Origin of the sequence: Streptosporangium amethystogenes (genome assembly GCF_000721075.1) — a bacterium.
Lineage (GTDB): Bacteria > Actinomycetota > Actinomycetes > Streptosporangiales > Streptosporangiaceae > Streptosporangium > Streptosporangium amethystogenes.
Genome location: NZ_JOEQ01000027.1, coordinates 1 through 21,908, shown reverse-complemented (window position 1 = coordinate 21,908; position 21,908 = coordinate 1). Strand labels below are relative to the sequence as shown.

19 protein-coding genes and 1 tRNA gene are annotated in these 21,908 nt (G+C 69.0%); 9 read left to right on the top strand and 11 right to left on the bottom strand.

Annotation, left to right across the window (positions count from 1 at the left end; translation table 11 throughout):
- Positions 1-38: 38 nt before the first annotated feature.
- Complete coding sequence (locus tag IG98_RS50985; RefSeq protein ID WP_157594606.1) at positions 39-422, top strand: cadmium resistance transporter; 384 nt, start codon at positions 39-41, stop codon at positions 420-422.
- Positions 423-558: 136 nt separating this feature from the next.
- Positions 559-2,121 carry a pectate lyase family protein gene (locus IG98_RS0130915; RefSeq protein ID WP_030920159.1) on the top strand — a complete coding sequence of 521 codons (1,563 nt, stop codon included), beginning with the start codon at positions 559-561 and terminating at the stop codon, positions 2,119-2,121.
- A 671-nt stretch (positions 2,122-2,792) separates the two neighbouring features.
- Here IG98_RS0130915 and IG98_RS0130910 read toward each other — a convergent pair.
- The 9 genes from IG98_RS0130910 to IG98_RS0130870 all read right to left on the bottom strand — a co-directional run bounded on the left by IG98_RS0130910 (position 2,793) and on the right by IG98_RS0130870 (position 11,256).
- Positions 2,793-4,214: an acyl-CoA carboxylase subunit beta gene (locus tag IG98_RS0130910; protein WP_030920156.1), complete on the bottom strand. Its 1,422-nt coding sequence runs from the start codon at positions 4,212-4,214 to the stop codon at positions 2,793-2,795.
- A gap of 13 nt (positions 4,215-4,227) precedes the next feature.
- Positions 4,228-5,460: a beta-ketoacyl-ACP synthase II gene (gene fabF / locus IG98_RS0130905; protein WP_030920152.1), complete on the bottom strand. Its 1,233-nt coding sequence runs from the start codon at positions 5,458-5,460 to the stop codon at positions 4,228-4,230.
- Between the two features lie 51 nt (positions 5,461-5,511).
- Positions 5,512-5,751: an acyl carrier protein gene (locus tag IG98_RS0130900; RefSeq protein ID WP_030920149.1), complete on the bottom strand. Its 240-nt coding sequence runs from the start codon at positions 5,749-5,751 to the stop codon at positions 5,512-5,514.
- Positions 5,752-5,816: 65 nt separating this feature from the next.
- A complete protein-coding gene (locus IG98_RS0130895) occupies positions 5,817-6,773 on the bottom strand; it encodes a beta-ketoacyl-ACP synthase III (protein ID WP_030920146.1) in 957 nt (318 codons plus the stop codon).
- Positions 6,774-6,780: 7 nt separating this feature from the next.
- Positions 6,781-7,692, bottom strand: coding sequence for an ACP S-malonyltransferase (locus IG98_RS0130890; protein ID WP_030920143.1), 912 nt, complete (start codon positions 7,690-7,692; stop codon positions 6,781-6,783).
- 117 nt (positions 7,693-7,809) lie between these two features.
- Complete coding sequence (locus tag IG98_RS0130885) at positions 7,810-8,919, bottom strand: PucR family transcriptional regulator (protein WP_051753216.1); 1,110 nt, start codon at positions 8,917-8,919, stop codon at positions 7,810-7,812.
- A 232-nt stretch (positions 8,920-9,151) separates the two neighbouring features.
- On the bottom strand, positions 9,152-9,634 hold the full coding sequence (locus IG98_RS0130880) for a DUF350 domain-containing protein (protein ID WP_051753201.1): 483 nt from the start codon (positions 9,632-9,634) through the stop codon (positions 9,152-9,154).
- Between the two features lie 22 nt (positions 9,635-9,656).
- Positions 9,657-10,817, bottom strand: a complete 1,161-nt coding sequence (locus tag IG98_RS0130875; RefSeq protein WP_030920133.1) for a glutathionylspermidine synthase family protein — start codon at positions 10,815-10,817, stop codon at positions 9,657-9,659.
- Positions 10,818-10,827: 10 nt separating this feature from the next.
- A complete protein-coding gene (locus IG98_RS0130870) occupies positions 10,828-11,256 on the bottom strand; it encodes a hypothetical protein (protein ID WP_030920131.1) in 429 nt (142 codons plus the stop codon).
- 194 nt (positions 11,257-11,450) lie between these two features.
- Between IG98_RS0130870 and IG98_RS47515 the strand changes: the two genes are divergently transcribed.
- A complete protein-coding gene (locus IG98_RS47515; protein WP_169750213.1) occupies positions 11,451-13,259 on the top strand; it encodes a serine/threonine-protein kinase in 1,809 nt (602 codons plus the stop codon).
- Positions 13,260-13,332: 73 nt separating this feature from the next.
- Here the strand turns inward: IG98_RS47515 and IG98_RS0130860 are convergent, their stop codons facing one another.
- Both IG98_RS0130860 and aceE read right to left on the bottom strand, forming a co-directional pair.
- Positions 13,333-14,904 carry an alpha/beta hydrolase gene (locus IG98_RS0130860; protein WP_030920125.1) on the bottom strand — a complete coding sequence of 524 codons (1,572 nt, stop codon included), beginning with the start codon at positions 14,902-14,904 and terminating at the stop codon, positions 13,333-13,335.
- Positions 14,905-14,997: 93 nt separating this feature from the next.
- Positions 14,998-17,745 (bottom strand): pyruvate dehydrogenase (acetyl-transferring), homodimeric type, encoded by a 2,748-nt coding sequence (gene aceE, locus IG98_RS0130855; RefSeq protein WP_030920123.1) that lies wholly within the window; start codon positions 17,743-17,745, stop codon positions 14,998-15,000.
- Between the two features lie 479 nt (positions 17,746-18,224).
- On the opposite strand from aceE, the gene IG98_RS0130850 reads away from it, so the two are divergent.
- From IG98_RS0130850 to IG98_RS0130825, 6 genes are all read left to right on the top strand, one after another.
- A complete protein-coding gene (locus IG98_RS0130850) occupies positions 18,225-18,632 on the top strand; it encodes a secondary thiamine-phosphate synthase enzyme YjbQ (protein ID WP_030920120.1) in 408 nt (135 codons plus the stop codon).
- A gap of 123 nt (positions 18,633-18,755) precedes the next feature.
- Complete coding sequence (locus tag IG98_RS0130845; RefSeq protein ID WP_030920118.1) at positions 18,756-19,184, top strand: DUF3052 domain-containing protein; 429 nt, start codon at positions 18,756-18,758, stop codon at positions 19,182-19,184.
- 82 nt (positions 19,185-19,266) lie between these two features.
- The gene (locus IG98_RS0130840) at positions 19,267-19,725 is read left to right on the top strand and encodes a peroxiredoxin (RefSeq protein ID WP_030920116.1); all 459 of its coding nucleotides are present in this window, start codon (positions 19,267-19,269) and stop codon (positions 19,723-19,725) included.
- A 62-nt stretch (positions 19,726-19,787) separates the two neighbouring features.
- Positions 19,788-20,099, top strand: coding sequence for a hypothetical protein (locus IG98_RS0130835; protein ID WP_030920115.1), 312 nt, complete (start codon positions 19,788-19,790; stop codon positions 20,097-20,099).
- 402 nt (positions 20,100-20,501) lie between these two features.
- Complete coding sequence (locus IG98_RS49210) at positions 20,502-21,620, top strand: ROK family protein (RefSeq protein WP_030920112.1); 1,119 nt, start codon at positions 20,502-20,504, stop codon at positions 21,618-21,620.
- A gap of 33 nt (positions 21,621-21,653) precedes the next feature.
- Positions 21,654-21,728, top strand: a tRNA-Val gene (locus IG98_RS0130825).
- Positions 21,729-21,908 lie beyond the last annotated feature (180 nt).

The window sequence follows — 21,908 nt, the reverse complement described above, 5'->3', positions numbered from 1 at the left end:
GAGGCCCCCGCCCGGGGGCCTCCTCCGGCGGGCCGGGCGTGCCGGCGGTCACCTTCGCCAACGGCCGCGACAACATCGGCGTCCATGTGCCGGTCTTCGCCACCGCGGGCATCGGCGGGATGAGCGTGTACGTCGTGGTCTTCCTCCTGCTGATCGCCGTGTGGCGCCCGGCCGGGCGGTTCTTCGCCGCCCACCCGGTCGTCGCCAAGACCCTCAGCCGCCAGGACCACGGGCAGCCGGCCGCTGAAGGCCCTGGCGAAGATCGGGGGATGACCGGACGATGCCGCCGTGGGTGCCGGCCTTGCCGTGGGCAGGCCGGCGTTGGTCACATTCCCGTTCTCGCCCCCCTGCGGGCCCTCGGGGATTTCGCGGCGCAACCCCTCGCCGTCAGGTCACGAAATGAAAGTTTCCCGGTTCATTGACACTTGGAAAGCGCTTTCCTATGGTGTGACTGTCCGCCAACACGGACGTGTTCACACATGTGAGCGGTGCGCACTCGCTGGGGGGAATCCGGAGCGCAGGTCACCCAGGCCTGCCGGACCAGCAAGGAGTTCGGCTGTGAGAAACAGGTTCGACAGGAGGGCCGCCGCGGTCGCCCTCGCCGGCGCGGTCGCCATGTCCGGGTGGGCGCTCGGCACCTCCGCGGCCGCGGTCGGTGCGGCCCTACCGGTGATCCAGGCGTCGGCGGCGGCCGGCGGCGCCACCGGCTACGCGACCGGCAACGGCGGGACCACCGGCGGTGCGGGCGGGCAGACGGTGAGGGCCACCACGGGGACCGCGATCCACGCGGCCCTGTGCGGCCGGGCCGGCAGCAGCACCCCGATCACCATCGAGGTCGAGGGGACCATCAATCACGGCAACACCGGCAAGGTGTCGGGCCCAAGCTGTAACACCGCCGCCGGCGTGATCGAACTCAAGCAGATCAGCAACGTCACGATCATCGGGGTCGGCAACGGGGCCGTCTTCGACCAGCTGGGCATCCACATCCGCGACTCCAGCAACATCATCATCCAGAACGTCACCGTCCGCAACGTCAAGAAGTCGGGCTCGCCCACCTCCAACGGCGGCGATGCCATCGGCATGGAGAGCACCGTCCGCAACGTCTGGGTCGACCACGTCACCCTGGAGGCCTCGGGCGGGGAGTCGGAGGGGTTCGACGGCCTCTTCGACATGAAGGACGACACCCAGTACGTGACCCTGTCCTACAGCACCCTGCGCAACTCCGGCCGCGGCGGGCTCATCGGGTCCAGCGAGAGCGACCGCTCGAACGGTTTCATCACCTTCCACCACAACCTGTACGAGAACATCGACTCCCGCACACCCCTGCTGCGTGGCGGCATCGCCCACATCTACAACAACTCCTACGTGAACCTCCACGAGTCCGGCATCAACTCCCGGGCCGGGGCCCGCGCCAAGGTGGAGAACAACTACTTCAAGGACTCCAAGGACGTCCTGGGCACCTTCTACACCAGCGAGGCCGGCTACTGGCAGGTCGCCGGCAACATCTTCGACAACGTGACCTGGTCGGCCCCCGGCAGCGACAACGCCCCCGCCGGACCCAACCCGCAGTCCAACACCACCGTCAGCGTCCCGTACTCCTACAGCCTCGACGGGGCGAGCTGCGTGCCGGACATCGTCCGCCAGACGGCGGGCGCCGACAAGGGGCTGCGGGTGTCGAACGGCAGCTGCTCGCCACAGACGCCCACGCCCACGGCGACGCCGACTCCCACCCCCACGGTCACCCCTTCACCCGGCGGGACCAACCTCAGCATCGGGGCCGGTTCCGACGGCTCCAGCAAGGCCGACGGGACGAGCTATGGCAACGTACGCGACGGCAACCTGAGTACCTACTGGTCGCCGGCCGGCTCGACCGGCGACATCTCGATCAAGTGGAGTTCCGCCAGGACGGTGTCCAGGGTCGTCATCCGTGAGGCGTCAGGCTCCGCGGGCGGCATCGGGGCCTGGCAGCTCGTCAACGGCACCACCGGAGCCGTCCTGAAATCCGGCAGCGGGGCGGGCACCATCACCTTCACCGCGACCTCACTGAGCAAGATCACCTTCAAGATCACCGGATCGACCGGCGCGCCGAAGGTCGCCGAGTTCGAGACCTACGCCGGGTAGCAGGCCGGTCCCCTGGAACGGGGGCGGGGTCCGTCCAACTGACGGGCCCCGCCCTTCGGCTTCGGACGGCCCACGCGTGGCCTCGTGCGGGTTGGGTGCCTCGACGTGCGCCAGGAGCTCGGGGCGGAGGCTGGATAACCGTCCGGGACGGCCGGGCCCAGGGGCCCGGAGGGAAGCCGGGCCATACGCTGGATGGCGCGTTGAGCGCGCTACGGCGTCCGAGGCGACCCAGACCGACAGGCGTCACGTTCCCGCCCCACGACGGTCTCGGCTCGCGCCCGGCACGCCCGCCGCGTCCCCTCCTTCTCCTCGGCGACCAGCAAGGGCCTCACCGCGAACTCATGCCCTGGCGTTCGCGCCGGTGCCTGATCATGCGGCCCGTGGTGGCGCCGCGTACAGGCGCCGCCTTCCCCGACGATGCCGCGGTCTCAGGCTACGGCGCGGGGTCTTCGTCATGCGAGGAGCACCCGGACACCGCGCAGGGGGGCGGCAACCGCGATCCGTGGGGAGGTCATGCTGTTCGCAGTGCTGGGCGTGACACCTATGAGGGGGCTACAGGTCAGACCGGATGCCACACCCCACGGCGGCAGGATCAAAAACTTTTCGGGCTCTCCCCGCGCGCAACGGTGCCCCCGCCTGAAGGAGCCGGGTGGGGGCTTGACGAGCCACGTTCAGAGCGGGATGTTGCCGTGCGCGCCTCGGGCAGGGGTGGCCTTGGCCAGGACCCTGGCGATGGCGCCCCGGGTCTCCCCGGGCTTGATGACCTCGTCGATCACGCCGAGCTCGACGGCCCGATCGAGACCGCCGGCGAGGACCTCGTGCTCCTCGGCGAGCCTGGTCTCCAGGGCGGCGCGCTCCTCCTCGGGGGCGGCGGCGAGTTCGCGGCGCTTGAGGATGCGCACCGCGGCGACCGCGCCCATGACCGCGATCTGGGTCGTCGGCCAGCCGAACACCTTGGTCGCCCCCAGCGAGCGGGAGTTCATGGCGATGTAGGCGCCACCGTACGCCTTCCTGGTCACCAGGGTGATCCGCGGTACGGAGGCCTCAGCGAAGGCGTGCAGGAGCTTGGCGCCGCGGCGGACCACACCGTCGTGCTCCTGCCCGACGCCCGGCAGGTAGCCGGGGACGTCGACCAGGACGACCAGCGGCACCCCGAAGGCATCGCACATCCGGACGAAACGCGCGGCCTTCTCCGCCGAGGCGGAGTCGAGGCAGCCGCCCAGGCGCATCGGGTTGTTGGCCACCACGCCCACGGTCCGGCCCCCGAGACGGCCCAGGGTGGTGACGATATTGGGTGCCCACTTGGCGTGCAGTTCCACGCCCGGCTCGTCGAGCAGGCCCGCCACGAGCGGTTTCACGTCGTAGGCGCGGCGCACGTTCTCGGGCAGCAGGTCGGAGAAGTCGACCTCCTCGACCTCGGTGCGCACCCGGCCCTGGTGGCCGAGGAGCACCGCGAGGCGGCGGGCCTGCAGGTAGGCCTCGGTCTCGGTCTTGGTGACCACGTGGACGACGCCGCTGCGCTTGCTGTGCGGCTCGGGTCCACCCAGGCCGGCCATGTCGATCTGCTCGCCGGTGACGCTGCGGACCACGTCGGGACCGGTGACGAAGATACGGCCCTCGTCGGCCAGGATCACGATGTCGGTCAGCGCCGGACCGTACGCGGCGCCGCCGGCGGCGGGGCCCACCACAACGGACAACTGCGGGATCACCCCTGAGGCGCGGGTCATCGCGGCGAAGACGCGGCCGACCGCGTGCAGTGACTCGACACCCTCGGCGAGGCGGGCGCCACCGGAGTGCCAGACGCCGATGATCGGGACCCGCTCGCGGACCGCGACGTCGTAGGCGTGCACGATGTGCTCGCACCCCTCGCTGCCCATCGCACCGCCCTGCACGCGGGCGTCGCTGACGAACGCGACGACCGGCACACCCTCCACCCGGCCCGTCGCGGCGAGCATGCCGCTGCGGTCGACCGGCGAGATCAGCCGGAGCGAGCCCTCGTCGAGCAGAGCGGAGAGACGCACCTGGGGATCACGGGGATCAAGAGGCTCCTGTTCGGAGGACTCGCTCACCACCCCGTTGTCGAGCACAGTCATCACGAGCTCCCTGTCAGATGCTGGTGAAGGCCACGGCGACGTCGTGTCCGCCGAACCCGAAGGAGTTGTTGATCGCGGCGATCTGGCCGGCGGGCAGAGCACGTGGCTCAGCGCGCACGATGTCCACCTCGACGCCGTCGTCGAGGTCGTCCACATTGATCGTTCCGGGTGCGATCCGCTCGTGAAGTGCGAGAACCGTGAAGACGGACTCGATGCCACCGGCGCCGCCGAGCAGGTGACCGGTCATCGACTTGGTGCCGCTGACCAGCGGGTGGTCGCCGATGACCTTCTTGATCGCGACCGTCTCCACCACGTCGCCGGCGGGAGTGGAGGTGGAGTGCGCGTTCACGTGCTTGATGTCGCCGCCGGTGAGGCCGGAGTTCTCCAGGGCGCGGCGCATGGCGAGCATGACCCCGGCACCGGTCGGCTCGGGCTGGGCGATGTGGTGGGCGTCGGCCGAGTAGCCGACCCCGGCGGCCACCGCGTAGATCGTGGCGCCACGCGTACGGGCGTGCTCCTCCGACTCCAGCACCAGGATGCCGGAGCCCTCACCGAGGACGAACCCGTCTCGACCCTTGTCCCAGGGCCGGGAGGCGCGCTGGGGCTCGTCGTTACGGGTCGACATGGCGCGCATGGCGGCGAAGGAGCCGATGTTCAGCGGGTGGATGGCGGCCTCGGTACCGCCCGCCACGACCACGTCGGCCCGGCCGGAGCGGATCATCTCGATGGCGTACCCGATCGACTCGGCGCCGGTGGCGCAGGCGCTCACGGTGGCATGGACGCCGGCGCGGGCGCCGACCTCGATGCCGATCCAGCCCGCCGCGCCGTTCGGCATCAGCATGGGCACGGTGAACGGTGAGAGCCGTTGCCAGCCCTTCTCCTTGAAGGTGTCGTAGGCGGCGAGGATCGTGGTGATGCCCCCGATACCGCTGCCCACGACGACACCGAGCCGCTCGGGGTCGACCTTGTCGATCGCGGCGTGCGCCCACGCCTCGCGGGCCGCGACCAGTGCGAACTGCTCGGCCCGGTCCAGCCGCCGGGCCTCCGGCCGGGGCAGGACCTCGGTCGGGTCCACCGCGGCGAAGGCGGCGAACTTCACCGGGACGGAGTCGACCCAGTCCTCGGTGATGTCGCGGACCCCGGACTGACCGGCGAGGAGCGCCGACCAGGTCGAGGCGACGTCCCCACCGAGAGGCGTTGTCGCGCCGAGCCCGGTGACGACGACACGTACCTGGCCTGTACTCACGTTCTGCGCTCCTTATGAATCGCTGGTCTTAGGGGTAAGGATCGAGACGTCTCAGTTCTGGATGAAGTTGATGACGTCCTTGACGTTCTTGAGGTGCTTGAGCTGGTCGTCCGGAATCTCCACGCCGAACTCGTCCTGGGCGGCGACGGCGATCTCGACCATGGACAGCGAGTCGATGTCGAGGTCGTCGACGAAGCTCTTCTCCGGGGTGACCTCGGAGGCCGGGATTCCGGTGATCTCGTTGACGATCTTGCCAATGCCGGCGAGGATCTCCTGCTCGGTCAGAGCCATGTCGCGTATTCTCCTTGAAATGGGTTTTCTTCTGGCTTTCCGTGCGGCGGGGCCGCGCGGAAGTTCTAGGGGATCTCGATGACCTGACCGGCATAGGTCAGGCCCGCGCCGAAGCCCAGCAGCAGGGCGAGCCCGCCGGACCGGACCTCGCCGCGTTCGATCATCCGGGACAGGGCAAGGGGGATCGAGGCGGCCGAGGTGTTGCCCGCCAGGACGATGTCCTTGGCGATGACGGCGTTCTCGGCGCCGAGCTTGCGGGCGATCGTCTCGATGATGCGGAGATTGGCCTGGTGGGGCACGAAGGCCGCGAGGTCGGCGGGATCCACCCCGGCACGCTCGCAGATCTCCTTGGCGACGGGATGGAGCGCGGTGGTCGCCCAGCGGAACACGGTCTGGCCCTCCTGGTGCAGGAAGGAGTCGCGGTCCTTGATGATGATCGCATCGAACTTGTCACCGGCGCTGCCCCAGACCACGGGACCGATCCCCGGGGTGTCGGAGGGGCCGACGACCGCCGCGCCCGCGCCGTCGGCGAAGATCACCGCGGTGGCGCGGTCGGTCCAGTCGATCCACTGGGAGAGCTTCTCGGTGCCGACGACGAGCACATTGGTGGCCGAGCCCGCGCGGATCGCGTCGTTGGCGACCGCGAGCGCGTAGCAGAAGCCGGAGCAGGCGGTGTTGACGTCGAACGCGCCGGGAGCGTCGATGCCCAGTCGCGTGGCCACCCGGCCGGCGGCGTTGGGGATCTGGGTCTCCAGCGTGCAGGTGGCGACGATCACCAGGTCGATGTCGGAGACCGACAGGCCGCTCGCGGCGAGCGCCTTGCCGCCCGCCTGTACGGCCAGGTCGATCTCCGACTCGCCGTCCGGGGCGATCCGGCGCTCCTTGATGCCGACTCGGCTCTGGATCCAGGCGTCGTCGGTCTCCATGGTCGCGGACAGGTCGTCGTTGGTGACCACCTGGGAAGGCTGGTAGTGGCCGAAGGCCAGGATCTTCGCGCCCGGAGAACCCTGAGGGGTCTTCATACGTCTGTCACCGCTCCTCATTCGACTGGAGAGCGGCTCGTGCGGCTCCCAGATCGTCGGGGGTCTTCAGGGCGACGGTCGTCACCCCGCGCAGAGCACGCTTGGCCAGGCCGGTGAGCGTGCCGCCGGGGACAAGTTCGATCATGGTGGTGACACCGCGCTCGGCCATCGTGGCCATGCAGGCGTCCCAGCGCACCGGGTTGGCGACCTGGGTGACCAAGCGCTCCAGGAAGTCGGCACCACTCGTGACCGCCGCGCCGTCGCTGTTGGACAGCAGGGTGACGGCGGGGTCGGCCGGGGTGAGGCCCGAGGTGGCCTCCCGCAGGCTGTCGACGGCGGAGGCCATGTGCACGGTGTGGAACGCGCCGGCGACCGACAGCGGGATCACCCGGGCGCGGGCGGGCGGCTCCGCCTTGAAGGCCGCCAGTTGCTCCAGTGTGCCGCCGACGACGATCTGCCCGGCGCCGTTGACGTTGGCGGGAGTGAGTCCACCGGCGGCGATGGCCGCGAGGACCTCCTCCTCGACCCCGCCGAGGACGGCGGACATGCCGGTCTCGGTGACGGCCGCGGCCTTGGCCATGGCCTGGCCGCGCTCGCGGACGAGGCCGAGGGCCTGTTCGGGCGTGAGCACCCCGGCCAGGGCCGCGGCGGTGAACTCGCCCACGCTGTGTCCGGCGACGATGTCGGGAGAGGCCCCCAGGAACTCGGCGACGGCCAGTCCGGCGGCCACGAGCAGGGGTTGCGCGACGGCGGTGTCACGGATCTCGTCCGCGTCGGCGGTGGTCCCGTAGGCGATCAGATCGAGTCCGGCCAGCTCTGACCAAGCGGTCAGCCGGTCGGCCAGGCCCGGTAGTTCGAGCCATGGACTGAGGAAGCCTGGAGTCTGGGCACCCTGGCCCGGAGCGACGATGACGAGCACGAAATCCAGCCTGCCCTGTAGAGGTTCAATACTCGGATAGAGATCCAGACGAAGTTTGTCCCCAGTTTTTTGTAGGGAACCTACAGTGGGGGTTTCGCGGAAGTTAAGTAAAGCCTGCTACGTCACCGGCGTTTCCGATAGGCGTCCGAGAATCAGTCCCACCTGCAGAGTGAAGGCGGATCGCCCCTCGGTCGGCTGGTAACCGGTCAGCTCGGTGATCTTACGCAGACGGTAGCGCACCGTGTTCGGATGGACGAACAGCAGCCGGGCCGTCGCCTCCAGGGAGGTGCCCTGTTCCAGGTAGGTCGCCAGGGTGTCGAGTAGTGGCGTGCCGATCAGCGGCTGGTAGACGTTCTCGATCAGCTGTGCTCTGGCGTCGGCGTCACCGTCGAGGGCCCGTTCGGCCAGCAGGTCCTCGGCGTGGACCGGCCTGGGCGCGTCCGGCCACCCCGCGGCCGCCCGCAGCCCGGCCATCGCCGCCCGCGCGGATCTGGCGGCCGAGTGCAGGTCCGCCACCTCGGGCCCGATCACGATCGGCCCGTTCCCGAAACGCGGCACCACGTGCCTGGCCGCGGCGGCGACGCTGTCCGCACCGCCCACGATCACGATCAGCCGGTCGCCCTGCACCCCGGCCAGCATGTCCAGGCCGGACCTGCGGCCACGGTCGCGCAATGCGTCTATCACCGCCTGCGGGTCGTCGTCGGGCGTCTGTCCCGCCAGCACCACGACGGGCGTGGAGGTCCAGCCGAGCGCGGCGGCCCAGGAGTGCAGGCCGTCGTCGACCTCCCCCCTGACCAGGGCGTCCACGATCAGCGCCTCCAGCCGCGCGTCCCAGGCGCCGCGTGCCTCGGCCTCCCGCGCGTACACCTGGGCGGCGGCGAACGCGACGTCACGGGTGTAGCGGAGCATCGCCTGCTGGAGCTGGTCATCGCCGCCGGGCGCCGCCAGCTCCTCGGTCTGTGCCTCGACCACCTCGACGACGACCCGCACGATGTCGACCGTCTGCTGCAGCGAGATGGACCGCTTCAGCTCCCTGGGCGCGGTGCCGAAGAACTCGATGCTGGGCGTCGGGCGGCCCTCGCCGGCGTGCTGGAACCACTCCACGAAGGCGGCGATCCCGGCCTGGGCGACCAGTCCGACCCAGGACCTGTCCTCCGCGGAAAGCGCGCGAAACCACATCAGCCGGTCGTCCATCCGGGACATGGCGGCCGTGCTCAGCGTGCCCATGGCCCGTTCCAGCCGGCGCGTGGTGTCCTCCCTGACCCGGTCGGGGTCGAGATCCCTCTCGTCCGACCCGGTCACGACGTCGCTGTGCCTGACCGCTCGCTCGCTCCGTTCCCTCACGCCACTAAGAGTGCCAGGTCGTCGGAGATGCACCAGCCATGGTTCCTGACAGCGCACGCCCCTCGATCTTGTACATCCGGCACGACCGGGTCCCTCGCGGTGGACGCGACCGAGCTCAGAGGACCGCGACGGCGGTGATCAGTCCGATGGCCAGGTGGGTGACCGCCAGCAGCCGGGCGCCCGGCTGGAGGTCGGGCTCCTTGACCAGTTCGCGCACCGAGATTCCGGCCACCCTGTCGAACGCGATCATCGCCACGGTCTGCACGGCGATGCCGACCAGGCCGAAGACCAGTGTCGCGAGCAGGCCCTCGTGCAGGGCGCCGCCGGAGGACCAGATGGAGGCCGCGACGATCAATCCGAGGGCGGCCAGCCCGGAGCAGGCGAGCAGGGTGGCGTTGGGGTTGCGGTCCTCCTTGATCAGCCGGCTGAGCTTGCCGGGGATGGCCAGGTCGATCACGTAGAAGCCGATGATCAGCAGGATCACGCCGAGGGCGGCGTAGGAGGCGATCGCGAGCGCGCCGCGTCCGAGGATTTCGGCGAGCGAGAGCGTCTCGGCGCCGGGCACGTACGTCGTGGTCTGCACGGGGGTGGGGCTCATGTGTTGTTTCTCTTTCCGGGACTCAGAGCTCGATGCGGTGCGGAACGAATGACGACGTGTCGTCGGTGATGAACCCCGAGGTCTCGCGGATGCCGACACCCGCCGCCTCGTCGTGGACCACCCAGGCGCCGAGCACGGGACGCCAGCCGTCGAAGACGGGCAGTGCCTGGAACTCCTGGTAGACGTGCCCCTCGGCGCCGTAGCCGCCCGAGGTCTCGACGCGCTCGCCGGGGGCGACGATCCGCATGTTCGCGCCCTCGCGGCCGAGCAGCGGCTTGGCGATGTATGAGGACATGTCGCGGGGGCCGTCGAGATAGGCGGGCAGCAGGTTCGGGTGGTCCGGATACAGCTCCCAGAGCACCGCGAGCAGTGCCTTGTTGGACAGCAGCATCTTCCACAGTGGCTCGATCCAGGTCATCGAGACCTGCTGGCGCACCGCCCGTGTTCCGAACGGGTCGGCGACCGCCCACTCCCACGGGTACAGCTTGCAGAGCGAGCGGATCACCCGGCGCTCCATGTCGACGAAGCGGAGGTTGAGGTCGTCCCAGCCGATGTCCTCCATGGCCAACGCGACGGTCTTGAGGCCGGCCTGGTCGGCGGTCTCCTGCAGGTAGGCGAGGGTCATCGCCTCCTCGCCTGAGGTGTCCATGGTGGTCCAGGCGAAGTGCGTGGGTCCGGTGGGCAGGCCGGTCGAGATCTGCTGCCACCTGGCGATCAGTCGTTCGTGGATGGAGTTCCACTGGTCGTCGTCGGGATAGCGGTCGCGCAGCCAGAACCACTGGACCACCGAACTCTCCAGCAGACTGGTGGGGGTGTCGGCGTTGTACTCCAGCATCTTGGCCGGACCGGTCCCGTCGTAGCGCAGGTCGAACCGGCCGAACAGATGCGGGTCGCTCCGCTCCCAGGAGGCGGCGATCTCCGGGGCCACCCAGTCCGGAATCGCGAAGTCGGCGTAGCGGTTCTTCTCGACGACGTGCTCCACGGCGTGCAGGCACATCCGGTGCAGGTCCTCGACCTGGTTCTCCAGGTCCAGGACCTCGTCCATGGAGAAGACGTACTGCACGGTCTCGTCCCAGTACGGGCGGGTGAGGCCTTCGGGGTGTGCCGAGCGGTGGTAGGCCAGGCCGTGGCCTTCGATGATGCTCTCCCAGTCGGCGCGGGGGAGCGAGGTCTCGCGTCTCATCTCTGCCGGATCAGCTCCCGCCACCCGACCCGCTGCGCCCGCCGAAGCCGCCCCGCTGGATCACGGTGCCCTTACCGCTGGTGATTCTGACGTCCGAGGGGCGCACGGTGGTCCCCTGCCGGATACGAACGCCGCTCCTGACGCCGCCGTAGTACCAGCCGTAGGCACCTCGTGACCCGTAGTAGTGGTTGTCGTCGCAGAGGTCCTCGTCCACCACCTCGTACGTGCCGTCCGGCTGGCGGCTGTTGAGATCGACGCACTCGGCGCCCACCTCCTCGTAGTCCTGCTGCGCAGAGCAGTAGCCGACCAGAAGCAGGGAGACGACGCCGATCCCGGTGATGGTGACCACCTTGGAAGCCTTGAACCCCGAGGGCTTGGCGGGTGGTTTGCCGGGACGGTTCTGCGGTGCGGCCAGTGGGTGTTCCGGTGGTCGGGCCATTGAGCTCCAATGAGATGCGTCGCCCTAGGCTATCGATGCTGTTTTGTCGGTTCAACCGCCGGATGGAGCCATGGCGGGGATCACCGCTGTGCACCCATTGGGAGATCTCGTCCGATCGGCCCGGCGAGGAAGGATGATCGTTCCCCGTCCGATGTGTAATGTTCTGGCAAAGCGCAGGGAACGAGGGGTCCGCGGTGCCGGAGATCAGACCGTTGCGGCCGGGGGATCCGCCGCGACTGGGGGAGTACTCGCTCAGGGGCAGACTGGGGGAGGGCGGTCAGGGGGTCGTCTACCTCGGGGAGTCCGAGGACGGCGAGCGCGCCGCCATCAAGCTGCTGCACGTGCGCTTCACCGAGGAGGTCCACGCGCGCGCCCGCTTCGCCCGTGAGCTGGCGGCGGCTCGCAGGGTGGCCCCCTTCTGCACCGCCCGGGTGCTCGACGCCGACCTCGACGGCGAGACGCCCTACATCGCGAGCGAACTGATCGAGGGCCCGTCGCTGCGCCGGGTCGTCGAACGCGACGGGCCGCTGTCCGGTGAGGCACTGGAGCGCCTGGCCATCGGCACCGCCACCGCGCTGACCGCGATCCACCACGCGGGCATCGCGCACCGGGATTTCAAGCCCGACAACGTCATGTTCGCCACGGACGGCCCCCGGGTGGTCGACTTCGGCATCGCGAAGATCATTGACGAGAGCGGGACGATCACCACTCGCGCGGTCGGCACCCCCGCCTACATGGCGCCGGAGCAGATCGCCGGAGAGCGGGTGGGGTTCCCCGCCGACGTGTTCGCCTGGGGCTCGACCATCGTCTTCACCGCCACCGGAAAGGCGCCTTTCGGGAGCGACACGATCGTGGCGACGCTCAACCGTGTCATCAACCACGAGGCCGACCTGAGCGCCCTGCCCGACGGGCTGCGCGAGCTCGTCGCAGCCTGTCTGAACAAGGACCAGAAGCTCAGGCCCACCTCGGACGTGCTGTTGAAACGCCTGCTCGGCCACCCGGTGGACGAGGCGGAGGCGTCCGAGGAGGTGCTGGCCGAGGGCGTGCAGGCCGCCACGGTGGATCTGACGCGGCCACAGGAGCCGGTCAGTCGCGGCCGGAGGCGGGTCGCGATCGCCGGCGGGCTCGTCGTTCTCGGCGGGGTCGGCGCCTTCCTGGCCGTCCAGTTCGGTTTCCCACCCGGCGGGCGGGCCGAGCCCACCCGTCCGCCGTCATCGCCCCCCTCGGTCGCGGCCGAGGTCACGAAGGTCTCCACAGGCTCGCCCCTGCTCGATCGGATCAAGACCACCGGCAGGCTCCGGGTGGGCTACCGCGGTGGCCTGCCGGGGATCTCACTGGGCGACGACCCGCCCCGCGGGTTCGAGGCCGACGTGGCCGCCCACCTGGCGAAGGCCCTGTCGGTGCGCGCGGGCGGTCTCACATTCGTGCCCGTGGGCTACGCGGCCAGGGAGGAGGCGGTCCAGAGGGGCAAGGTCGACCTGGTGATCTCCAACCTCTCGATCGACGACGCCGACCGCAGCCGGGCCGCCTTCGCCGGGCCGTACTACGTCGCCCATCGCGACGTGCTGGTCCGCGCCAGTGCGAAGATCGACGATCTGAAGGACCTGCGCGGCAGGAGGGTCTGCCTGTCGACCGGCCAGACCACGGGCACGATGATCCGGGACAGGGGCGTCGACTTCGTCGCGGTGCGGGCCGACGATCCCGCCCAGTGCGCGGTGCAGGTGGCCGACGGCCGCGCCGACGCCATGGTCGGCGACGACCTGCTGATCGCCGGCTTCGGCGCCCGCCTGCGCGGTATCAAGGTCAAGATCGTCGGAGTCAGGCTCACCACGGAACGGTACGGTGTGGCACTTCGAACCGGCGATCCGGTGGCCTGCCGGAAGATCAACGAAGTGATCACGTCCATGTACGCGGACGGAACCCTGGCGAGCCTGCTCGAAAGTCACCTGGGCAGGGTCGACTTCCGCTTCGAAACCGCGCTGCCCCGCCTGGAGACCTGTTAGGCCCCCTCCCGCGCTCCTGGCAACGCGGGGAGGCGTCGCCAGGGTGACCGGCGGCGGGCAGCGGGTTCAAACGTCAGGAGTTCGAGCAGGTGATCCCCTTCGCGGGGACCTTCCCGTCGATCAGGTAGGCGTCGGTCACCTTCGCGATGCAGGCGTCACCGGACAGGTAGGCGCCGTGCCCCTCGCCCTTGTAGGTCACCAGCACGCCCGTTTTGAGTTCCGAGGTCAGTTTCGGAGCCCACTCGTACGGGGTGGCGGGGTCGCCGGTGCCGCCGATCACCATGATCGGGGCCGAGCCCGTGGCGTTGACCCGCCTGGCCTCGTCACTGCCCGGGACCGGCCACATCGAGCAGATCAGGCCCATCCCGCTGCCGCCGAACAGCGGGGAGACCTTCATCGTCTCGGCCTCGACCGCGGCCAGCTGCTCGGGGGTGGGCCGTTCCGCGGTGTCGACGCAACTGATCGCCGGGAAACTGCTCATGAGCGTCGTGTAGCTGCCGTCGGGCAGGCGGCCGTTGTAACTGTCGGCCATCGCCAGCAGGATCCGTCCGTCACCCTTGATCGCCTGACCCAGCGCCTGGTCAAGCAGTGGCCAGGTCATCTCCGAGTACAGCGCGGCGGCGATGCCGGTGCCCGCCAGCCCCTGCGTCAGGGTACGGTCACCGATCTTGAGCGGCTCGTCCTTCAGATCGTCCATGAGTTTCTCGACGTTCTTGTTCGCGATGGTCACGTCGGTGCCGATCTCGCACTGGCCGGGCTCCTTCACGCAGTCCTTCAGAAAGGCGTCGTAGGCCTGCTGGAAGCCCTTGGTCTGGACCATCGTGCGATCGGCCAGGGACACGCTCGGGTCCAGCGGGGCGTCCAGCACGAACCGGCCCACGTTCTTCGGGAACCTGGTCGCGTAGACCGCGCCGAGTTGCGTCCCGTACGAGATGCCGAAGTAGTTCAGTTTCTTCTCGCCCAGGGCCTCGCGGAGGCGGTCCATGTCCGCGGCGGCGTTCACCGTGCCGACATAGGGCAGCAGCCTGCCCGAGGTCTGCCCGCAGGCCGTCGTGAACTCCTTGGTGGTCTGCCGGATCTCGGCGCGTTCGGCGTCGTTGGTGGGCAGGGTGTTCATCGAGGTGAACTTGTCCATCATCGCGTTGCCGTCGCACCGGACGCCCGAACTGCGGCCGACCCCGCGGGGGTCGAAGCTGACCAGATCGTAGCGGCGGTTCAGACTGGTGAAGGCCTTGGCGGCCTGGGCCAGGGTGTCGACCCCCGAGGCGCCGGGGCCGCCGAAGTTGAAGACCAGCGAGCCGATCCGCTTACCGGGACCCGAGGCCTTGACGCGGATGACGGCGACGTCGATGGACTCGCCGTCCGGTCTGGCGTAGTCGAGCGGCACCTTGAGCTTCCCGCACTGCTGCGCGCGTTCGGACTGCGCGGGAGGCTGGCCGCCGGGTCGCTTGATGTCGGTGCACGGGCCCCATGCGATCGTCCCCGAGGGCGCGGCCGAGGGCGTCCCCGAGGGCGCGGCCGTCGACGTGGTGGCGGTCGGCACGGAGGTGCCCGCGGCGACATTGTTTCCGCCACCGTCGCCGCAGGCGGCGAGCGCGGTCGACAGGGCCGCGACCGTCGCGGCCGCCCTAAGGATTCTTGCCATGAAAAAGCTCCCCCTGGAATCGTTCGCCGGGGGAAGCGATTCCACCCTAACCGGGCGGGCCCCCATGGAAAAGGAGAACCCGCCCGGAAAGGATCACACGCCCATGGACTGGGTGTCGTTGCTCTCGGCGCCCCCGGCCTCGGTCACGCCGTTCTTCAAGTGGTACATGGAGATGGCGTCGCCCAGCACCTCGGGGTCGAGCTCACCGCGCTCGACCAGCTGGGTGAGCACGGCCAGGGTGATCGAGGCCGCGTCCACGTGGAAGTGGCGGCGCAGTGCCGACCGGGTGTCCGACAGGCCGAAGCCGTCGGTGCCGAGCGAGCTCCAGTCACCGGGGACCCACTGGGCGATCTGGTCCTGAACCGCCCGCATGTAGTCGCTCACGCCCACGAACGGCCCCTGGGCCTTCGACAGCGCCTGCGTGACGTACGGCACGCGCTTGTCCGCCTCGGGGTTGAGCAGGTTGTGCTCCTCGGCGGCGAGCGCCTCGCGGCGCAGCTCCGTCCAGGAGGTGGCCGACCAGACCTCGGCCGCCACACCCCAGTCCTCGGCCAGCATCCGCTGGGCCTCCACGGCCCACGGCCCGGCCACGCCGGACGACAGGATGTTGGCCTTCGGGCCCGAGACGGCCGGAGCAGGGGCGAACCTGTACAGACCCTTGAGCAGGCCCGCCACGTCCAGGTTCGCGGGCTCGACGGGCTGAAGGTAGGGCTCGTTGTAGACGGTCAGGTAGTAGAAGACGTTCTCCGGCTCCTCGCCGTACATCCTCCGCAGGCCGTCCTTGACGATGTGGGCCACCTCGAACCCCCACGACGGGTCGTACGAGACCGCCGCCGGGTTCGTCGAGGCGATCAGCGGGGTGTGGCCGTCCTCGTGCTGCAGACCCTCGCCGTTCAGCGTGGTGCGGCCGGCGGTGGCGCCGAGCAGGAAGCCGCGGCCCATCTGGTCGGCGAGCTGCCACATCTGGTCGGCGGTGCGCTGCCAGCCGAACATCGAGTAGAAGATGTAGATCGGGATCATGTGCTCGCCGTGCGTGGCGTACGACGAGCCGACCGCGATCGTGGAGGCCATCGAGCCCGACTCGCTGATGCCCTCGTGCAGGATCTGACCCTCGGTCGACTCCTTGTACGACAGCAGCAGCTCGCGGTCGACCGCCTCGTAGGTCTGACCGTGCGGCGAGTAGATCTTCGCCGTCGGGAAGATCGCGTCAAGACCGAAGGTGCGCGCCTCGTCAGGGATGATCGGCACGAACCGGTGGCCGATCTCCTTGTCGCGCATGAGGTCCTTGAGCAGGCGGACGAACGCCATGGTGGTGGCGACGTTCTGCTTGCCGGAGCCCTTCTTCAGCTGCGCGTAGGCGGCGTCGCCGGGAAGCTTGACCGGCTTGGCCCGTATCACGCGCTTGGGCAGGAAACCGCCCAGGGCCGCGCGCCGCTCCTTCATGTACTGGATCTCGGGGTCGTTCTCGCCCGGGTGGAAGTACGGGGGGAGGTCGGCCTCAAGGGCGGAGTCGGGAATCGGCAGGTAGAGCCGGTCGCGGAACTCCTTCAGGTCGGCCTTGGACAGCTTCTTCATCTGGTGCGTGGCGTTGCGCGCCTCGAAGTCCTTGCCGAGGGTCCAGCCCTTGATGGTCTGGGCGAGGATGACGGTCGGCTGGCCGACGTGCTCGCGGGCCGACTTGTAGGCCGCGTAGACCTTGCGGTAGTCGTGGCCGCCGCGCGACAGCTTGCGGATGTCCTCGTCCGACAGGTGCTCGACCATCTTGCGCAGGCGCGGGTCGTCACCGAAGAAGTTCTCGCGGATGTACTCGCCGGACTCGACGGAGTAGGTCTGGAACTGGCCGTCGGGGACGGTGTTCATCTTGTTGACCAGCACGCCGTCGACGTCGGCCGCCAGCAGCGGATCCCAGTCGCGACCCCAGACGACCTTGATGACGTTCCAGCCGGCGCCGCGGAAGTAGGACTCCAGCTCCTGGATGATCTTTCCGTTGCCGCGTACCGGGCCGTCGAGACGCTGCAGGTTGCAGTTGATGACGAAGGTGAGGTTGTCGAGCTCCTCACGGGCCGCCAGGCCGATCGCGCCGAGCGACTCGGGCTCGTCCATCTCGCCGTCACCGAGGTAGCACCAGACGTGGCTCCGGCTGGTGTCCTTGATCTTCCGGTTCAGCAGGTAGCGGTTGAACCGGGCCTGGTAGATCGCCCCGATCGGGCCGAGACCCATGGAGACCGTGGGGAACTCCCAGAAGTCGGGCATCAGGCGGGGGTGCGGATAGGAGGGCAGGCCCTTGAAACCGTGCGAGAGCTCCTGGCGGAAGGCGTCGAGCTGGGCCTCGCTGAGGCGGCCCTCAAGGAAGGCGCGGGCGTAGATGCCAGGTGCGGCGTGGCCCTGGAAGAAGACCTGGTCTCCGGACTCGCCGTGGTCCTTGCCGCGGAAGAAGTGGTTGAAACCCACCTCGTAGAGCGACGCGGCCGAGGCGTAGGTGGCGATGTGCCCACCGACGTTGGTGCGGGCGTTGGCCCGGGTCACCATGACCGCCGCGTTCCAGCGCGTGTAGGCGCGGATCCGGCGCTCGACGTACTCGTCGCCCGGGAACCAGGGTTCACGCTCCGGCGGGATGGTGTTGATGTAGTCGGTACTACGCAGGCCGGGCACACCGACCTGGTGCTCGCGGGCCCGTTCCAACAGCCGAAGCATCAGGTAACGAGCACGAGTGCGACCTTCCGTCTTGATGACGTTGTCGAGCGACTCGAGCCACTCCTGGGTCTCACTGGGGTCGACATCAGGAAGCTGGCTGGGTAGGCCGTCGCTGATGATCGAGAAACGCTGGCGTCCGGAAGCCACTGGGTCTCGCCTTCCGAGGATGGACTTTTGTCTGGTGTAGGTCGTCTTCCATCCTGGTCGCTTACCCCGGAAAGTGCATCTCTACTTGCCGGTAACCAGGAGATCCCTGCTGGCAGGGGTACAAAAGTGGCCTAGACCACCGATGGTAGGACGAATTGTCGTCAAAGGTTACATCGAGGTTCCCTCTTTTTTACAGGTCCCCTCCCTGTGAATCCGGGTCCCGCCGTCTGGCCTGGTCCGGAACCCTCACGAGAGGGAGGCTCCCAGGGTGGGGAAGGGTGACTGAAACCTTGCATATGTGTAACGAGTGGCCCTCTCTCATAGTGCCCTCCGCGCCCCTTTCGTACGCCCATGGAGAGCTGGAGCGTCCCGTATAAGGTGATCTACCCGGTGCGGGCGCGTGACGGATGGGGCGCCTGATGCGCCCCGCGCCGGGTGCGGTCGTCATCGCAGCTCACGATGGATCGTAGGATCGGTATGTGAGATCTCAGACGATCGAGGTGGTAACGGGTTCCCGGGAACGGGTGCACGACATCACCTCCGAGTGCGAGAGCTTCGTCCGGTCATGCGGGGGCGACGGCCTGTTGAACGTCTTCGTGCCCCACGCGACCGCCGGGGTCGCGCTGCTGGAGCTGGGCTCAGGCAGTGACGACGATCTGCTCGTGGCGCTGGAGGCCCTGCTTCCCGCCGATGACAGATGGAGGCATGCGCACGGCTCAAGAGGGCATGGACGGTCGCATGTCATGCCCGCCCTCATTCCGCCGTACGCCACCGTCCCGGTCCTGTCGGGGCGGCTCGCGCTGGGAACCTGGCAGTCCATCGCCGTGGTGGATCTCAACGTCGACAATCTGGAACGCCAGGTCCGTTTGTCATTTTTGTCGGACTAATTCATACGTAGCCCAGTCGTTGCCGTGGCGACCGTTGACGACTAAGGGTCACAGCGTGTGGACTGTGCCGAAGCACTTTGAGCACCGTGTGATTGCGGGGCCATCCAAGCAGGAGGGACAAACGTGAGCGCGACCGCGGGTCAGGCCCAGGGCGAACGCGGCCTGGCCGAACGACTCGGCCTCAAGCAGGGTCAGGTGGTGCAGGAGGTCGGATGGGACGAGGACGCTGACGACGACCTGCGCGACTCCGTCGAGGAGCTGACCGGTAACGAGCTGGTCGATGAAGACTTCGAGGACGTCGTCGACGTCGTGCTGCTCTGGTGGCGTGACGGTGACGGTGATCTGTTCGACGCCCTGAGCAGCGTGGTGACCAACCTCACCGATGGTGGCCAGATCTGGCTGCTCACTCCCAAAGCCGGCCGGGACGGGCACGTGGAGCCGAGCGACATCGGGGAAGACGCCACCACTGCGGGTCTCTCGCAGACCAGCAGCATCAGTGCGGCCCCCGACTGGTCGGGGACGCGTCTGGCGACGCCCAAGGCGCGCCGCTAAGGGTCCGCCCTGCCGTACGGCTCGCGTGAGCCGTACGGCAGGATGATGGCGCATGCCTCATGCGACGAAAGGAACCCCGGCCATGGCGATCGAGGTGGGTACCCAGGCTCCGGGCTTCGAGCTGAGCGACCAGCACGGCACCCCGGTCAAGCTTTCCGACCACCGGGGCAAAAAGATCGTGCTGATCTTCTACCCTCTCGCGTTCACCGGCGTCTGCGGCGGCGAACTCGACGCCATCCGCGACGAGTTCCTGGCCGACATGCCCGAGGACGTTGAAGTTCTCACCATCTCGATTGACTCTATCTTCGCTCACCGCGCGTGGGCGGATCAGAAGGGCTACACCTTCCCGCTGCTCTCCGACTTCTGGCCGCACGGACAGGTCGCGCGAGCGTACGGTGTGTTCGATGAGGAGAAGGGCTTCGCGGGGCGCGGAACCTTCATCATCGACGGCGAGGGCGTGGTCCGCTGGCGTGTCGTGAATCCGATTTCACAGGCCCGCGACATCGCCGAGTACCGCAAGGCGCTCGCCGAACTTCCCTAAGCGGTGATCCGGCGACCGCCCGTTCGCGCGGCGCCCGCCGGTCCGACCTCTCGGAGGCGATCATGCCCTGCTTCTCCTGCGGGGCCAGGCAGACCGACCCGATTCGTGGTGCCAGCCCGTGGACGCGCGGGGTACGCGACGAGACGCAGGTGCTGATCTGCCCGGACTGCCGGCGCACCCATGAAGTCGAGCTCGACACGTGCTCCTCCTGCGGCTCCGTCGCGCTCATCTGCAGGCTCGGCGAGGTGGAGTGCCGGTCCTGCGGCTCGGTGCGGCTCGCCCGTGCCGACGGCCGACCGGCTGTCGCCTGCGCCCCGGGCCTGGCCGACGAGGTGGAGGCCGCCCTGGCCAGGGTGCTGCGCCGGGTCCCCTGAGGGGTCGCGTTCGCCCGGGGCTACCCGACCGGTCACGTCCGCGTACCTGGTGTACGAGTGTTCGGGATCGGGCTGGTTGATCACCGCTGTGCTGCTGACCTTCCCACACGGTGTGAGCACCGATAGGCGGCACCAGGCCCCACCTCCCTCGCCGCGCTCTTCACGCGAGACCGGCCCCCGGGTCCGAACGCGCATACCCCCACGTCCATGGACGCGACCTGTTCTTCCGCCGTCCTTTCACCGCGTGTGACCCCGTCGGTGATCACCTCGGATACCCGTAAGCCGCGCATGAGGCCGTGGCCGGGCTTCCTGGTCGTATCGGTGGATCTCCCTCATCCGAACGCATATGCCGTGCGCTAGGGTCGGGCTCGGTCCCGCTCCTTCGAGCCGCTGGATGGGTGCATGAGCTCCTTCGTTGTTGCCCTTGACGTCGGTGGAACGTCGATGAAGGGCGGCCTCGTCACCCGTTCCGGCGAGATCATCCGCACCGACCGCCGCGCGACCCCGCGGGATCGGGGCCCCGCCGCCGTCGTCGCGACGATTCGATCGTTCATCGACGACCTCGCCACCGCGGGCGGCGGCACCCCCGCGGGTGTCGGACTCGCCGTGCCCGGCCTGGTCACCACCGATGCGGCCCTCTACTCCGCGAACATCGGCTGGAAGGACGTCCCCGCGACGGATTTCGTCCCGCTCGACGTCCCCGTCATGCTCGGCCACGACGTCCGCACTGGAGGCCTCGCGGAGAGCGTCCTCGGCGCCGGTCGCGAGCTCTCCGACTTCCTGTTCCTGCCCATCGGCACCGGCATCGCGGGCGCCGTGATCCTGCACGGCGAGCCGTACGGCGGGAACGCCGGCTGGGGCGGCGAGATCGGCCACACCCCGGTCTTCCCGGAGGGTGAGCCGTGTGCCTGTGGCCAGATCGGCTGCCTGGAGACCTACGCCTCCGCCTCCGCCGTAGCCCGTCGCTACTCCACCCGCGCCACCTCATCCACCCCCGCCTCACCTGGCACAGCCTCGCCTGACACCGTTCCCGCCACCCCCGCCTCGCCCACTGCCGCGTCGCCCGCCATTGCCACCCCCCTTGCCGCTTCGCCCGCCCCAGCCCCGCCTGTCACCGTCCCCACCGCCTCGCCCGCCACCACCACCGCCTCACCCGCTCCCGTCACCGCCGAGCAGGTCGCAGCCCTGACCGCCTCCAGAGATCCTCTCGCCATGGAAATCTGGGGCGAAGCGGTCGAGGCGCTCTCCCTGGCCCTGGCCACCTACACGCTCCTGCTGGACCCCTCGGCCATCGTCCTCGGTGGCGGCCTCGCCGAGGCGGGCCCCCTCCTCTCCGTCCCGCTGGCCGAGCGCCTTCAGAAACGCCTCGCCTTCCGCGACGCCCCGCCTCTGCGTCAGGCCGCCCTCGGCATATCAGCCGGCATGCTCGGCGCCGCCCTCCTCGGCTGGCGCGCCGCCGGTTTCGCCGACGCGGGGGCCACCTGGTCTCTCGATGTGCTGAAATCCCCCCGGGTGGCGTAAGGTGTTGTCCCGTCTGTCCTACGGGATTACCCCGGGCGCTTAGCTCAGTGGTAGAGCGCTCGCCTTACAAGCGAGATGTCACTGGTTCGAACCCAGTAGTGCCCACCAGCCAAAACGCCCCGTTCCTGATCTTCAGAACGGGGCGTGAGTGACTAACTGGGTGACTGACTCCCGAAGATGTCGTCCATGGCCTCGGCTCCTTGCATGAGCACCAGCCGGATCTGCTTCCGGTAGACCGTCTCCGTGACCACCGTGTTCCGGTGCCCGACGAGCCGTGAGATGTCCTCG